Here is a 14,026-nt window from a genome sequence, read left to right as displayed (position 1 = left end):
CCGTCGACATCGTCGACGATCAACCCGGACCGGCACTTGGCGAGGGCAGCTAACGACCCATAGCGGCCTGTCGCGAAGGGCAACTACTGGCCAGAAGCGGACAATCAGTCCAGTAAATAGATCTGCCCCCCTTTTTTCTTGAACGAGCAAGACAAGCCAAGTGCGCGCTTTGTTTTAAGCCTGCATTCTTTGAATTCAGGCGATTAGTTTGGCGTAGAAAAATGAACTATTGATCAATCATAAGTGCGGGCCAGAAGGCCTGATTAATAGCCAAGCTCACAAGCCCCGCCTTGCGCTTAATGCCATCCAGAAGCGCCTTGTTGTAACTGAAGTCGTAGATAAACTTTGGCTCATCAGAGTTTATCTTTATTCCAAGAAACCCATACCACAGCAAAAGATCAAGAACATTAGCGGTCTGCGACTCATCAAGGCCAGACTCTTTTAGCTTGCTTAAAACATCGACTTCGGAAAGTACTGAGCTTGACGCAACAAATGCATAGAGGATTCCGTCAGCATTACCGGAAATATCACGCAACTCGTATCCAATATCACGAAGCAAGTCAGAAGAGTAAGCGGCAATCCCCTTCTCTATATCAGTTGCATCAATAATTTCGTGATTGAGGTTGATTGCAAACCCCTTACACTGATTGATCAAATTTAGTAGAAATCTGGGGCGCATCAGCGACCTCTCAATAAGAAACTGAGATGTTTCCTCCCCTTTAAAGTGACTGACAAAGACACTAAGCCACGCCGTCTTGAAATCAGCATCCTCATCCAAACCGTTTGAAACAATGCGGAGGCGCACCATTTCTCGAAGAAGATCAGGGTCTGTCCAGTCCAGAACAACGTTGGCTTCTTTTCCGCGATCAGAAGTCTCCTGAACCAATAGCTCATAGACATCATTGCGCAAAAACACCACTGAGTGCACAGAGAATTCGTCAGAGCCAAACTGCCTCTCAATCTTCCTGGTGGCCTCAATGAGCGCTCGAATAATAAGTAAATCTTCGTGTTGTAAACCTGAGGTAGGCCAACCATTATCTATATTATCAAACAAAAGCCAAAGTACTTCTTTATTCTCCAGGTACTTACCTAACTTATTTTTTAGCTGCTTAACATCATGCTTATACAGTAGCTCTGTAACCTGCGCAGCACTCAGAGAGGTATTTTCTTTATCGCCGTACAATGACTGATACTCGGAGTATATTTTTTCCATAAGAACGGACATGCGCTCGGAAAAATCTCCTTCTGAATCATAACCTTCTGCATGGTAAAGCTCTGCCAGCTCTCTATAGCCATCATAAAGCTTATGATCATGAATGTGACGAGACTTATCCTTCTCCAGAATTTTATAACAAATCTCAAGAAGAAGAACATACTCCCAGAAGGCAGTGATAGTGTGCTGATAAGTGCCCTCTGCAAGAAATTTCAAAATTCTTTCTTTAAATTTAACAAGCTTGTAACCATCCGGCTTCAAGTCGAGTACGATGTTTTTATTTCGGCTCTTATCGCGTTCGGCATCCCTGATTTGTATGAAAATAGCGGATTTTCCTGATCCTTTACGACCTACTACCAGATGGGCCTCTCCTCTTAAAGACTTTAGGAATTGATCCGTCTCAAGATAGTAGCGATCCAAATCACGCATCTCATTTTCGGCAGAGGTTGCACCAAGATTAAGCCTCTTTAGAAAAGACCTTTCCTGCTTGAAGTTTGCATTCTCTACTAGCTGGAATGCCTGGGTTACTTCAACAGCGAACGCCTCCACTACAACATTCACATCATCAGGGTGGTAATTGACGCTAACAAAATCCCTGTAATCCAGAGGGACAGGGTCATCACCCCACTGGAGGATACGAATAACTTTCCCCATGCCCTCTGCTAAACCCGCTATGAAGGCTGCGCGGAGATTATGGATTTCCCACCCTTGATAATTAGAGCCTAGCAGAGGAACAATCACCCCATAGGACTGTGCTACTTGCGATATCGCATCATTAGCCGAAAGCCTTGGGATCTCATTAGGATCAAAATTCCTAAAGGTAAACCCGGCCTTTTTGATTCTAGAGATAATCCGGGTAGACCAATCCGACTTTACTGGCAAGTCCAAATAATAAACCGGGGCTTTCAAGTTCATTGGGGCAGACACGTCCAAAGACTTTGCAGTAGAAGCACCAGCAATAAAGGCGGCAAGATCAGTAGAGTTTTGGTACTCCCGATACCCCAAGGTGTCGAATATACCTACCTTGGCGATAGTAACGCCCTGTGTGGCAAGCGCTCTATTTCTTACAAGTAGGATTCGCTTGCCCTTACCAATCGCATATCCAATTTCGTAAGTAACATTGAAATTTAGCTCAGTGATGTCAGCCAATAGAAAATCAGCCTCGTCAATTCCAGCCAAAACCTCATTGCTAATAAAGTGACCGACAATATCAAGAGCCGCCCAGGTTTTAACCTTAACTTCTGAGCAGGTATTAGACACGATACCAACAGCACGCTCAATTACTTGCCCTATGTCTGAAGGTTGCGAAGCATAAGCAAAAAAACCGTTAGAGCTGCTCATTTTATCGATTTCCCTATCGCAGGAGATGGCTCATGGCCACAACATAATGAGTCAGACTAGCGGGCAAAAATCCTTAGGTAAAGGTAAGGTTGCTACGCTGACCAAATTTTCTGAAAAAACTTTGGTGCCATTAGGTAGGAGGGTGGTTGGTCGCCCCGGGTTCATGGCGTGCTCTGGATATGCTGAGCGTTAAGCGGAGAATTGAAGTGACGCTCATGTCCTTGGCTCGGTGTCATGCAGGATATTGCGCAGTCAAGGCTGACTAGCGTGTCTGAGAGCCCCTATCTTGCCGCAATGGCGCTCGCCATTGGCAGCTATTGGCCGATTCCTGCCCTTCGTGAATCGCAGCTATGGGTCGAAAGCAGCCGTTCGCGACTGACGGCAATCGACCCAAAGCCGATGCCTATCACGAGTAAGCGCTGATAGAAGTAGCATCGTTACCCACCCGCCTACCCAGCCCGGGCGCCGAGTTTAACCGGTGCCTGAATGATCCGATCCAGCCACTTCCAACCTTTATACCCATCCCCTCGCCCACGCAAATGGGTATATCGCCGCAGCGAGTTCCAATCACGGTGACCAGATACGCTTGAGACCCTGGGTATGTCCCAGTCCATTTCAAACAACCGACTCACCCCTTCGTGACGCAAGTCGTGGAAGTGCAGGTCCTCTATCCCTTTCATCTTGCATGCCTTCGACCAGGCTGTGCCGATTGAGTCCGTGTTATACGGAAATATCTCGCGACACTCTCGGGGCATGCTCTGCACGATGATCCACGCCTCGTCCGGCAAGTAACACCAGACATCGTTGCCGATCTTCTGACCGGGGTTTTTCATGTCCCGCACCTTCACTGCCTGCCGGTGCTCATCCAGATCTTCCCAACGTATTCGTGTGATCTCGTCCATTCGGCGGGTCGAAAAAATCGCGAACGCTACTACCTTGGGCATGTGGATGACGCTCGGACGTCGCTGCAACATCTCGAAGAAGTGCTCCATCACCCTATCGATCTCATCCAGCGAAGGGCGCCGATCCCGCTCACGGCTTCTAAGGTTGTACCCGAATTTCTTCAGCACGAGGCGCGCATCTGGCATTGCTTGCGCGTCAATCTCATAGCCCCACGCCGCCCTGGCCAGCGACAGTACCGACCCCAAGTGCGCCAGGTCATTGCCGGCCGTCTGCGGTTTAATGCCTCCACCTTCAGGACTCATGCGCCAGAGCGCGTAATCCACCAGCACCTGCTGAGTGAGGTCGGAATCCACCTTCTCGCCCAAATAGCTTTTTTTGATGGCATTCAATGTTCGCCGCTTCGTCTCACCCAGCGGCCGGGCTTTCTCGGCTTCGACCAGGTAGCGCTCGATCATGTCCTTGACCGTGTGCCCCTTGCGGCTGGCCCGCTCGATAGCGCCAGGTACCGCCAATTCGGTCTCCCGTCGCTTCGCCCAGGCTTGAGCAGCCTGCTTGCGGGCGAATGTCTGGGCTTCTTGGTAAACTATGACACCCTTTTTCTTGAGGCGGATCTGGACGGTGTAGCTGACCGTCCCATCGGCCTTTTTCCTTGCTCTGATCGTTGCCATGATTTTCGGTGGTACAAGCGTGATTGGGGGTGGTACATCGTACCACTGTCACACCAAAAACGCCCAAAAACCCCCAAAAACGGCACAAAAATGCGTAGACCAGAATGCCCCTAGAATCAGCCTCAAAGCCACAAACCACGCGCCCTGAGCCGTCACGCCGGTTCAGCGCTGCCCCCATGATGGATTGGACAGACCGCCACTGCCGGTTTTTCCTGCGCCTGCTTTCCAAAAACACCCTGCTCTACACCGAAATGGTCACCACCGGTGCCCTGCTGCACAACGACGCCCAGCGTTTCCTGCGCCACGACGTCTCCGAGCACCCGCTGGCCCTGCAACTGGGCGGCAGCGTGCCGGCGGACCTGGCCGCCTGTGCCCGCCTGGCCGAGGAGGCCGGCTACGACGAGGTCAACCTCAACGTCGGCTGCCCGAGTGACCGGGTGCAGAACAACATGATCGGCGCCTGCCTGATGGCCCACCCGGCGCTGGTGGCAGATTGCGTGAAAGCCATGTGTGACGCGGTATCGACCCCGGTGACGGTCAAGCACCGCATCGGTATCAATGGCCGCGACAGCTACGCCGAGCTGTGCGACTTCGTCGGCCAGGTACGCGAGGCAGGCTGCCGGAGTTTTACTGTGCACGCGCGCATCGCGATCCTGGAAGGGCTGTCGCCGAAGGAGAACCGTGAGATTCCGCCCTTGCGCTATGACGTGGCGGCGCAGTTGAAGGCGGACTTCCCGGACCTGGAGATCGTGCTCAACGGCGGGATCAAGACCCTGGCCGAGTGCCAGGCACACCTTGAAACCTTCGATGGGGTAATGCTGGGGCGTGAGGCGTACCACAACCCCTACCTGCTGGCCGAGGTGGACCAGCAGCTGTTCGGCAGCGAGGCGGCGGTGGTCAGCCGCAGCGAGGCGCTGGCGCAGTTGCGGCCTTATATTGTCGCGCACATGGAAAGTGGTGGCGCGATGCACCACGTTACCCGGCATATTCTGGGGTTGGCCCAAGGGTTCAAGGGTGCCCGGCGCTTCCGCCAGCTGCTGTCGGCGGATATTCACAAGGCGGCAGAGCCGTTGGCTGTGTTCGACCAGGCGGTGGAGTTGTTGCAGGGGCGGTGATTCAGCAGGCGGGCCTGATCGCCAACAAGCCAGCCCCTGCGGGATGTTGCAGGGGTTCAGATGTATGCAGATTCTGTGGGAGCGGGTTTACCCGCGAAGAAAACAACGCGGTGTGTGGCACCGGCTTCGCCGGTGTTCGCGGGTAAACCCGCTCACACAGGGATGGCGCAAACCACCACATTTTGTGTAAGCCAGTTGTATCTCCAGCGGCCCGTGCAAGCAGATGCGGAACCTCGAGGCCGCTTGCGACTCGAATCCTCACCTTTCGCACCGCGCTTCGCAGGCCCTTGAGCGGCCGTCGGGGCTCGGGTAATGTCGAGTCATTGCACAGGACAGAGCACGCCCATGACCTCCAAGCTGGAACAACTCAAGCAGTTCACCACCGTGGTCGCCGACACCGGGGACCTGGACGCCATCACCCGCCTGAAACCGGTCGATGCCACCACCAACCCGTCGCTGCTGCTCAAGGCGGCGGCCATCCCGGGTTACGCCGAGCTGCTCAAGCAGGTAAAGGCCGATGCCAAGGGTAATGTCGACCTGGCTTGCGACAAGTTCGCGGTGGCCGTGGGCTCGGGCATTCTCAAGGTCATCCCGGGGCGTATCTCCACCGAGGTGGATGCCCGCCTGTCGTTCGATGAGCCCGCCCTGCTGGCCAAGGCGCGCAAGCTGATCGAGCTGTACGAAGCCGCCGGCGTTGGCCGCGACCGCGTGCTGATCAAGCTGGCCTCCACCTGGGAAGGCATCCGCGCCGCCGAAAAGCTGGAGAAGGAAGGCATCCAGACCAACCTCACCCTGCTGTTCTCCTTCGCCCAGGCCCAGGCCTGCGCCGATGCCGGTGTGTTCCTGATTTCGCCGTTCGTGGGCCGTATCTACGACTGGTACAAGAAGAGCACCGGCAAGGAATACGTGGGCGCCGAAGACCCGGGCGTGCAGTCGGTCACTCGCATCTACAACTACTACAAGGCCAACGGCTACAACACTGTGGTCATGGGCGCCAGCTTCCGCAATATCGGCCAGATCGAACAGCTGGCCGGCTGTGACCGCCTGACCATCAGCCCAGAGCTGCTGCAGCAGCTCAGCGATGACCAGGGTGACCTGCCGCAGGTGCTGAAGCCGGGCAATGCCGGCGAGCCCAAGCAGCAGCTGAACGAGAGCCAGTTCCGCTGGGCCATGAACGAAGACGCCATGGGTACCGAGAAACTGGCAGAGGGCATTCGCCAGTTCGCGCGGGACCAGGAGAAGCTGGAGAAGTTGATGGCTGAAAAGGCCTGATACATTTCGGGATTGCCTGACGGGCGGGAAGTGTTCAGCATTTTCCGCCCGTTTTGTTTTGCCTGGCTTCAGATGTGTATTGAATCCCAGGGCCTCTTCGCGGGTGAACCCGCTCCCACAGGGATCCGCACGGGTCCGAAGTTGGCGCTGTACCTGTGGGAGCGGGTTTACCCGCGAAGAGGCCCGATAAGCCACCCGAGCTGTCGATGACCTCCTCTACCCCATTGCCCCTCGTTCTCGCCGGCCCGATACTGCGCCGCCTGGAACCCCAGCGCCTGGCCATCTGGCTGGTCGCCACGCAACCGCTGCAACCCGAATTCATCTTCCCGGCAAGCAAGGCCCAAGTCGATTGCCAGGTGGTCGCGGTGGGCCAGCACGCCTTCATTCACCTGCTGTACATCCACTTCGCCCAGCCGCTGCCCTGCAACCAGTTGCTCGACTATGACCTGCTCATCAACGGCCAGGGCATCGCCGGCTGGGCGCCACATCTGCTCTACCCTGGCACCCAGCGGCCAAACCTGGTACTGCGCGATCGGCTCGACCACCTGCTGCACGGTTCCTGCCGCAAGCCGCATTTTCCGGCCGCCGATGGCCTGCTGTGCGCCGACCGCCTGCTGCAGGCCTGCGAAAAACCCACAGACCGCCCCGCCGTGCTGCTGATGACCGGCGACCAGGTCTATGCCGACGACGTCGCCGGCCCGATGCTGCGCGCCGTCCACAGCCTGATAGCGCGCCTTGGCCTGTTCGACGAGCAACTGGAGGGCGCGGTGGTGCCCGACAGCCAGGCGCTGTACCAGCACCCGGCCTGCTATTACCACCGCGCCGACCTGCTGCCGGCGCAGGAGCGCAACGAAACCTTGCGCGAGCGCTTCTTCGGCGGCAAGCGCAAGCCGATCTTCTCCTCCAGCAACGCCGACAACCACCTGGTGACCTTCGCTGAGGTCATGGCCATGTACCTGCTGGTGTGGTCACCGGTGCCGTGGCAGCTGGTGAACCTGGACATGCCCAACGGGCTCACCGCACCGCGCCAGGCCCGTTACCAGCAGGAACTGCCGCTGATCCAGGCGTTTGCCGGCAACCTGGGCCAGGTAGCAAGGGTGATGGCCCACCTGCCGTGCCTGATGATCTTCGATGACCACGACATCACCGACGACTGGAACCTCTCGGCGCAGTGGGAAGAAACCGCTTACGGCCACCCCTTCTCGCGGCGGATCATCGGCAATGCCCTGCTCGGCTACCTGCTGTGCCAGGCCTGGGGTAACGACCCGCAGGGTTGCAAGGCCCTGGTCGGGCAATGCCAGGCGTTGGACAGCCAGACACAGGATGAGCTGATCGGCGCGCTGCTGCGCTTCCAGGGCTGGCAGTTCAGCCTGCCCACCAACCCACCCTTGCTGGTGCTGGACACCCGCACCCGCCGCTGGCGCAGCGAAAGCAGCCTGGCCAAGCCGTCCGGCCTGCTCGACTGGGAGGCGCTGAGCGAGTTGCAGCAAGCACTGCTGGACCACCCGTCGGCGATCATCGTGTCGCCTGCGCCGATTTTTGGCGTGAAACTGATCGAGACAGTGCAGAAACTGTTCAGCTGGCTGGGCTACCCGCTACTGGTGGATGCCGAGAACTGGATGGCCCACCGCGGTGCAGCGCAGGTCATCCTCAACATCTTCCGCCACTCGCGCACGCCGGGGCACTACGTGGTGCTGTCCGGCGATGTGCACTACTCGTTCGTCTATGAGGTGCTGATCCGCCACCGCCAGCGCAGCCCGCACTTGTGGCAGGTGACCAGCAGCGGGATCAAGAACGAATTCCCGCGGCGCCTGCTGGATGTGCTCGACCGGCTCAACCGCTGGCTGTATGCGCCGCGCTCGCCGCTGAACTGGTTTACCAAGCGGCGGGAAATGGAGGTAGTGCCGCGTACGCCCAGCCATAGCAAGGCTGGCGAGCGGTTGTGGAATGGCGCGGGGTTGGGGCAGGTGTTCTTCGATGAACAGGGGCGGCCGGCGCGGGTGTATCAGCTGGATGCGGGTGGGGGTGAGGCTACCGAGTTTGCTCGGCGGGAGTGGTCAGGCAAGTAGCTGGTGTCGGCCTTGCCGGCCTATTCGCGGGTGAACCCGCTCCCACAGGTTATGCACCAGCCTTGAGTCATGCACTGCACCCTCAGGTACTGTGCTGCATTCGAAACCCGTGTTGACCCTGTGGGAGCGGGTTCACCCGCGAATAGGCCGGTACAGGCTGAAGATCAGGTCCGCTCCAGGGCATTGACCAGGTCATGGAAAGCTTCGCGGTTGGAGTCGTTCAGGCCCATGAGAATCTTGTGCGCCTCCAGTACCTTGGAGCGCACCACGTCTTCGTTCTGGTCCTGGGACGGCAGGTCGGTCAGGCATTCCGGGCAAGGAATGGGCCGATCGACGATGTTGAACACCTGATCGAAACCCATCGACTGCAACAACCGGGAAATGTCCGGGTTGGTGGTGACCACGGTCGGCAACAGGCCCACCTTCTGGCGCGACAGGATCGACAGCTTGGCCAACAGGCCCAGGGTGGTGCTGTCGATGCTCTCGGTTTCGGTCAGGTCGATGACAATCGCCGAGAAGTTCAACGCAGTGAAAATCTTCTCGATCGTTGCATCCAATGCCGAACACAGGGTCAGGCGCACTTCACCGACAAATTTCAGGACGAAGGTACCGCTCTGCTCGGCGAACTGGATTCTACCGGTACTCATTGAAGGTTCCTGCTCAACACCAATAGGGCGATATCATCCGGCATCTCCCCAAGCGTAGCCAATCCAAATCGTTGACGCAGCCCATCCAGGCTGCCACCTGCTGCCCTGACGATTTCCGGCAGGGCGGTTTCTTTATCTTTGAGCGTGTCACCCGGCAAAAGGTCCAGAATGCCATCGGACATCAGGCTGAGGCTGAACTGCGGCGGCAGTTCCACTACCAGGTCCTGGTAGGTGGCCTCGTCGAACAGCCCCACCGGCAGGCCACGGCCTTCCAGGTAGCGGGTGTGCTCGGGGGTGTGCAGCACCGGCAATGGCAGATGGCCGCCAACGGCGTAGGTCAGCAGGCCGGACTCTTCGTCGATCACCCCGCCAACCATGGTGACATGCTTGCCCAGCTTGCTGTTGATCAGGCCGCGGTTGATGTGGCTGAGCACTTCCGAGGGCTTGAACTCACGCATCCTGCTGCGCTTGAGCTCGAACATCAGCCGAGTGGTCATGAATTTCAACAACACGGTGACAAACGCCGACGACGCGCCGTGCCCGGACACATCAGCGAGGTAGAAGGCAATGCGCCGCTCGTCGACACGGAAGTAATCGACAAAATCACCCGACAGGTACAACGACGGGATGATCTGGTGCTCGAAGGCGAACTCGCTGGCCGCCCAGGGGCTTTCCGGCAGCATGTTCATCTGCACCTGGCGACCGGCGGTCTGGTCCTCCTGCAGCAGGTGCAGGCTGGCCTCCAGTTCGCGGTTGGCGGCTTCGAGCTTGTCGCGGTAGCGCTGGTTTTCCAGTACCAGTCGCGAGCGGTCGAGGGCGCGGCGCACCGAGTGCTCGAGCACGGCCAGGTCTTCCAGCGGCTTGATCAGGTAGTCGGCAGCGCCCAGGCGCAAAGCTTCCACCGCATCGCTCATGACGCCGGCACCGGACACCACGATTACCGGCAACTGCGGGGCGCGCTCGCTGACCTGACGGATCAGCTCGAGGCCGCCCATCTGCGGCATGCGCAGATCGCAGATGACGAGGTCGGGCTGGTGTTCTTCGAAGACCTGAAGCCCCTGCTGGCCATTGCCGGCCTGGAGGACGCTGAAGCCACTGTCTTCAAGATAGGCGGCGAGGCTTGCACGGACCACGTCGTCGTCATCGATGATCAGCAGCGTTGCACTGGTTTTCTGCATGTGGGCGAACGGCGCCGATTTAGGTTGGTGCAGCGGTGTCGGCAAGGCAGACGGCCAGCTACGGGAATTCTTTGTGGTCACACTCTACTTGAGTTGTAGGACAAGAACACCTGCCCGGCAACTGTCCGGCAACTGTGAGAGCTACCTTGTAAGGCGCAGACGGTACTCCCATCCGCCCAGCGTTTCAAGCATGCAAGGGTCGACCCCGCCGCACTTTACAGGGCAAATCACCGGGAGTTATAAGAAAGTCGACCAGCGCAGCCCGATGGGAAGGATGCAGCATGCCTCACACGCCCTCCAGCCATGGCGAGAAACGCGATTTCATCCGCATGCGCATCGACACCGAGGTCAGCCTTTTGCACGAAGGCCAGGTGATTGCGGCGGTGTGCCTGGACTTGTCCAGCGGCGGCATGCAGGTGCAGGCACCGCAGCGCTTCCAGGTGAGTGACCATATCGAAGTACGGATCGAGTCCGACCACCCGGCGCTGAAAGGGCTGCATGCCAGCACGGAAGTGGTGTGGATTGCCGACCAGCCGGGCGGGCAGCAGAAGTTCGGGTTGCGGATTCTGGCAATGCACTGATAGCGCCTGCCCCGGCCTCATCGCCGGCAAGCCGGCTCCCACACCGACCTTGAGGCAGGTGCAATTCCCGTGGGAGCTGGCTTGCCGGCGATGAAGCCAGCACTGCAATCAGAAGTCGTCTTCGACCTCGCCATCCTTGACCTTGAACTCGCGGTTCTGCAGGTATGCATTGCGAATGAAGATGTACTTGTCCCCCTGGATCAGCTTCTCGGCCGACAGCAGGTCGGCGCGGGTGTCGATGATGTCCAGGGCGAAGATCGAATTGCGCGTCGGCACATGGTCGATGTAGCGGTAGGGTTCGGTGTAGGTGTCCGGGTACTTGGCCACGCCGTCACGCACGGTGCTCGGGCCCAGCAGCGGGATGACCACGTACGGGCCGCTCGGCACGCCCCAGTAGCCGAGGGTCTGGCCGAAGTCCTCGTCGTTGCGCTGCAGGCCCATCTTGGTGCCCACGTCGAAGAAACCGCCCAGGCCGAAGGTGGTGTTGACGATCAGCCGCGCCGTGTCCACGCCCGCCGCATGGGGCTTGAACTGCAGCAGGTTGTTGGCGAGGTTGGTCACATCACCCAGGTTGCGGAAGATGTTGTGGATGCCATCTTCGAGGAACTGCGGGGTAACCGCCTGGTAGCCCTTGGCCAATGGCTTGAGGGCATAGGTGTCGAGGGTATCGTTGAAACGGAAGATCGGGCGGTTGACCGCTTCCCAGGGATCTTCCTCGGTGGCGGCCTGGGTGGCTGCCACGGGCGCCAGCAGCATGCTGGCGCATACACAGGCCTGGGTGACTCGTTCGATCACACTGGCACCGATCCTACGCATAGGTGTTTCTCCATCGAATTTCTCGGCCGCAAGCGCAAACGGGTGCGCTGCTGTACGGCGGCAGTATAGAGGCTTGCGGGCTGATAAACAGCTTTACACACCTCTGCTCAATAATTTGTGAACAACTGTTGCGCGGCGCCCGCTGTCACAGGGTGGTAACAATCGCCGAATAGCCTGCGGACTATTTGAGGGAAGTTGCCATGGACGCTGCACCCGCCTTCACCGCTGTGCTGTTCGGCTTGCGCGGCTGCCTGGTGCAAGCCGCCAATGATGGCGCCCCCTCGCCCGCCCCCGGCGCCCTGGCCACCCTCGCCGGCCTGCGCCAGCGCCAGGTGCCATGCATCTGGCTGGACGACCTGGACGCCACCCAAAGCAAGCGCCTGGCCCATGTACTGCCCGCCTGGCTGCCGGGGCATTCGGTGAACGGCGTGCGCTGGCCGGCGCCGAACGCCTGCTGGCAGGCCCTGATGACGCTGGACAGCGAACGCCTGGACGGCTGCGTGCTGGTCAGCGGCGACCCACGCCTGTTGCAGTCTGGCCTGAACGCGGGCCTGTGGACGGTGGGGCTGGCCGCCTGCAGTCCCTTTTGCGACCGCAGCTCGCAGCAATGGCAAGCCATGACCCCGCAAGAGCGGGACCTGGCCCGCGGCAAGGCAACGCTGGAGCTGTTCGGCCTGGGTGTGCACTCGGTGATCGACCATCTGGAAGCGCTTGATACCTGCCTGCAAGACATCGCGCAGCGCCGGCGCAAAGGCGAAAAACCCTGATACAGCATCATTGATGCGGATCATGCAAAGCAACGGCAGGTGGATTACGCTGAAGACAGGCCAGAACCTTTGCCGCTTCGCTGAGGTCCATGGCTTGCCAAGCCATTGATGGAGAAATGCCAATGCCTGCCCGCGAATTGCAAGAGCGCCTGAACAGCTTGCGCGAGCAACTGGACCGCAACGTGCCGCTTTCGGACGAGGAGCTGGCCGCGCTGCACGAAGAAGCGCGCCAGATCGAGGCGCAACTCAAACTTGAGGAAGCCACGCCAGACAATAACCTGGTGGACGGCGTGAACCTGGCCATCGAACGCTTCGAGGCCGACCACCCCGACCTTACCGCCACCCTGCGCAGCATTGCCAACTCGCTGCACAGCATGGGGATCTAAGCTGCCCAAGGCCCTCTGTGGGAGCGGGTTCACCCGCGAATGCCGTGGTGATGCCACCGACGAATTCGCGGGTGAACCCGCTGCCACAGGGCCCCGCTTTAACCTTACTGCCGAACCAGACGCTTGTTATCCGGGCTGATCGCCCCGGTGCTGCGGTACGGGTTGATATCCAGCCCACCCCGGCGCACATAGCGCGCATACACCGTCAAATGCTCCGGCTGCAACAGGTTCTTCAGGTCCAGGTAAATCCGCTCCACACACTGCTCGTGGAAGTCGGCATGCTGGCGGAAGCTGATCAGGTATGTCAGCAGGCTGGCATGGTCCAGCGCCCTGCCCTTGTACTCGACCACCACACTGCCCCAGTCCGGCTGGCCGGTGACCGGGCAGTTGGACTTCAGCAGGTGGCTGTGCAGGGTTTCTTCCACCTGCTGCTCCGGGTTGCAGCGCAGCAGCTCCGGCTGTGGTTGTTCGTAATTGCTGATGGCAACGTCCAGCGCATCGATGCACTGCCCCGGCAAGGCCACCACGCCCTGGGCCTCGACCTCGGCCAGGGTGCGCACCTTCACGGCAACCGGCTTGCCGGCAGCGGCGGACAGGTCTTTCTCCAGGCACGCCTGCAGTTCGCCCAGCGAGGCGAACACCGTCTGGTTCAACGAGTTCAGGTACAACTTGAACGACTTGGACTCGATGATGCTCGGCGAATCGGCGGGGATGGCGAACTCACCGATCGCCACCACCGGCTTGCCCGACGGCAGCAGCCAGCTCAGCTCGAAGCAGTTCCAGTAATCCACACCCTGCCACGGCAAGGTCTGGGCGGTGACGCCCAGCTCGGCCCATTTGGCGGTACGCGGAATCGGGAACAGCAGCTCCGGGGAATAGGTGGCAATGTATTCGCTGGACTTGCCCAGCGGGGAATGTTCGGCAGCGGGATGCATGGAAACTGACCTGAAGGTTCGAAATTGCCCCTAGTCTACCGGTTTTGCACCTCGCCTTGGAGCGCAAGTCAGCGGGATTACATCTTCGTCAGGTTGCGGCGAGCGAGTGCATCGTCACGTATCATCTCAGCATCA

Annotated in this window: 12 protein-coding genes; 6 read left to right on the top strand and 6 right to left on the bottom strand. The window is 58.8% G+C overall.

Annotated features, from left to right (window positions below; all coding sequences use genetic code 11):
• Nucleotides 1-226 precede the first annotated feature (226 nt).
• Both RIN61_RS20015 and RIN61_RS20010 read right to left on the bottom strand, forming a co-directional pair.
• The gene (locus RIN61_RS20015; RefSeq protein WP_313853597.1) at nt 227-2,554 is read right to left on the bottom strand and encodes a P-loop ATPase, Sll1717 family; all 2,328 of its coding nucleotides are present in this window, start codon (nt 2,552-2,554) and stop codon (nt 227-229) included.
• A gap of 449 nt (nt 2,555-3,003) precedes the next feature.
• On the bottom strand, nt 3,004-4,125 hold the full coding sequence (locus tag RIN61_RS20010) for a tyrosine-type recombinase/integrase (protein WP_313853595.1): 1,122 nt from the start codon (nt 4,123-4,125) through the stop codon (nt 3,004-3,006).
• 104 nt (nt 4,126-4,229) lie between these two features.
• On the opposite strand from RIN61_RS20010, the gene dusA reads away from it, so the two are divergent.
• From dusA to RIN61_RS19995, 3 genes are all read left to right on the top strand, one after another.
• Nucleotides 4,230-5,240, top strand: a complete 1,011-nt coding sequence (dusA, locus tag RIN61_RS20005; RefSeq protein WP_313853593.1) for a tRNA dihydrouridine(20/20a) synthase DusA — start codon at nt 4,230-4,232, stop codon at nt 5,238-5,240.
• 345 nt (nt 5,241-5,585) lie between these two features.
• The gene (gene tal, locus RIN61_RS20000) at nt 5,586-6,512 is read left to right on the top strand and encodes a transaldolase (protein WP_087503032.1); all 927 of its coding nucleotides are present in this window, start codon (nt 5,586-5,588) and stop codon (nt 6,510-6,512) included.
• Between the two features lie 206 nt (nt 6,513-6,718).
• Nucleotides 6,719-8,581 carry an alkaline phosphatase D family protein gene (locus RIN61_RS19995; RefSeq protein WP_112252157.1) on the top strand — a complete coding sequence of 621 codons (1,863 nt, stop codon included), beginning with the start codon at nt 6,719-6,721 and terminating at the stop codon, nt 8,579-8,581.
• A 164-nt stretch (nt 8,582-8,745) separates the two neighbouring features.
• Here the strand turns inward: RIN61_RS19995 and rssC are convergent, their stop codons facing one another.
• Nucleotides 8,746-9,228: an anti-sigma factor antagonist RssC gene (rssC, locus tag RIN61_RS19990; protein ID WP_013971741.1), complete on the bottom strand. Its 483-nt coding sequence runs from the start codon at nt 9,226-9,228 to the stop codon at nt 8,746-8,748.
• Entirely contained in the window at nt 9,225-10,406 is a 1,182-nt protein-coding gene (gene rssB / locus RIN61_RS19985; RefSeq protein ID WP_112252175.1) for a two-component system response regulator RssB, read from the bottom strand. The genes rssC and rssB overlap by 4 nt, the downstream gene beginning before the upstream one ends.
• A gap of 281 nt (nt 10,407-10,687) precedes the next feature.
• Between rssB and RIN61_RS19980 the strand changes: the two genes are divergently transcribed.
• Nucleotides 10,688-10,987 carry a PilZ domain-containing protein gene (locus RIN61_RS19980; protein WP_112252156.1) on the top strand — a complete coding sequence of 100 codons (300 nt, stop codon included), beginning with the start codon at nt 10,688-10,690 and terminating at the stop codon, nt 10,985-10,987.
• Between the two features lie 108 nt (nt 10,988-11,095).
• Here the strand turns inward: RIN61_RS19980 and RIN61_RS19975 are convergent, their stop codons facing one another.
• On the bottom strand, nt 11,096-11,803 hold the full coding sequence (locus RIN61_RS19975) for an MlaA family lipoprotein (RefSeq protein ID WP_112252155.1): 708 nt from the start codon (nt 11,801-11,803) through the stop codon (nt 11,096-11,098).
• 200 nt (nt 11,804-12,003) lie between these two features.
• Here RIN61_RS19975 and RIN61_RS19970 point away from each other — a divergent pair, with 200 nt between their 5' ends.
• Nucleotides 12,004-12,570 carry an HAD superfamily inactivated hydrolase PcrP gene (locus RIN61_RS19970; protein WP_112252154.1) on the top strand — a complete coding sequence of 189 codons (567 nt, stop codon included), beginning with the start codon at nt 12,004-12,006 and terminating at the stop codon, nt 12,568-12,570.
• Nucleotides 12,571-12,692: 122 nt separating this feature from the next.
• On the top strand, nt 12,693-12,956 hold the full coding sequence (locus tag RIN61_RS19965; RefSeq protein WP_004376395.1) for a DUF4404 family protein: 264 nt from the start codon (nt 12,693-12,695) through the stop codon (nt 12,954-12,956).
• A gap of 104 nt (nt 12,957-13,060) precedes the next feature.
• On the opposite strand, the gene queF is transcribed toward RIN61_RS19965, so the two are convergent.
• Complete coding sequence (gene queF / locus RIN61_RS19960; protein WP_252379108.1) at nt 13,061-13,891, bottom strand: NADPH-dependent 7-cyano-7-deazaguanine reductase QueF; 831 nt, start codon at nt 13,889-13,891, stop codon at nt 13,061-13,063.
• Nucleotides 13,892-14,026: the final 135 nt, after the last annotated feature.

Origin of the sequence: Pseudomonas inefficax (assembly GCF_032164165.1) — a bacterium.
GTDB lineage: Bacteria > Pseudomonadota > Gammaproteobacteria > Pseudomonadales > Pseudomonadaceae > Aquipseudomonas > Aquipseudomonas inefficax.
This window is presented reverse-complemented; position numbering and strand designations above follow the sequence as displayed.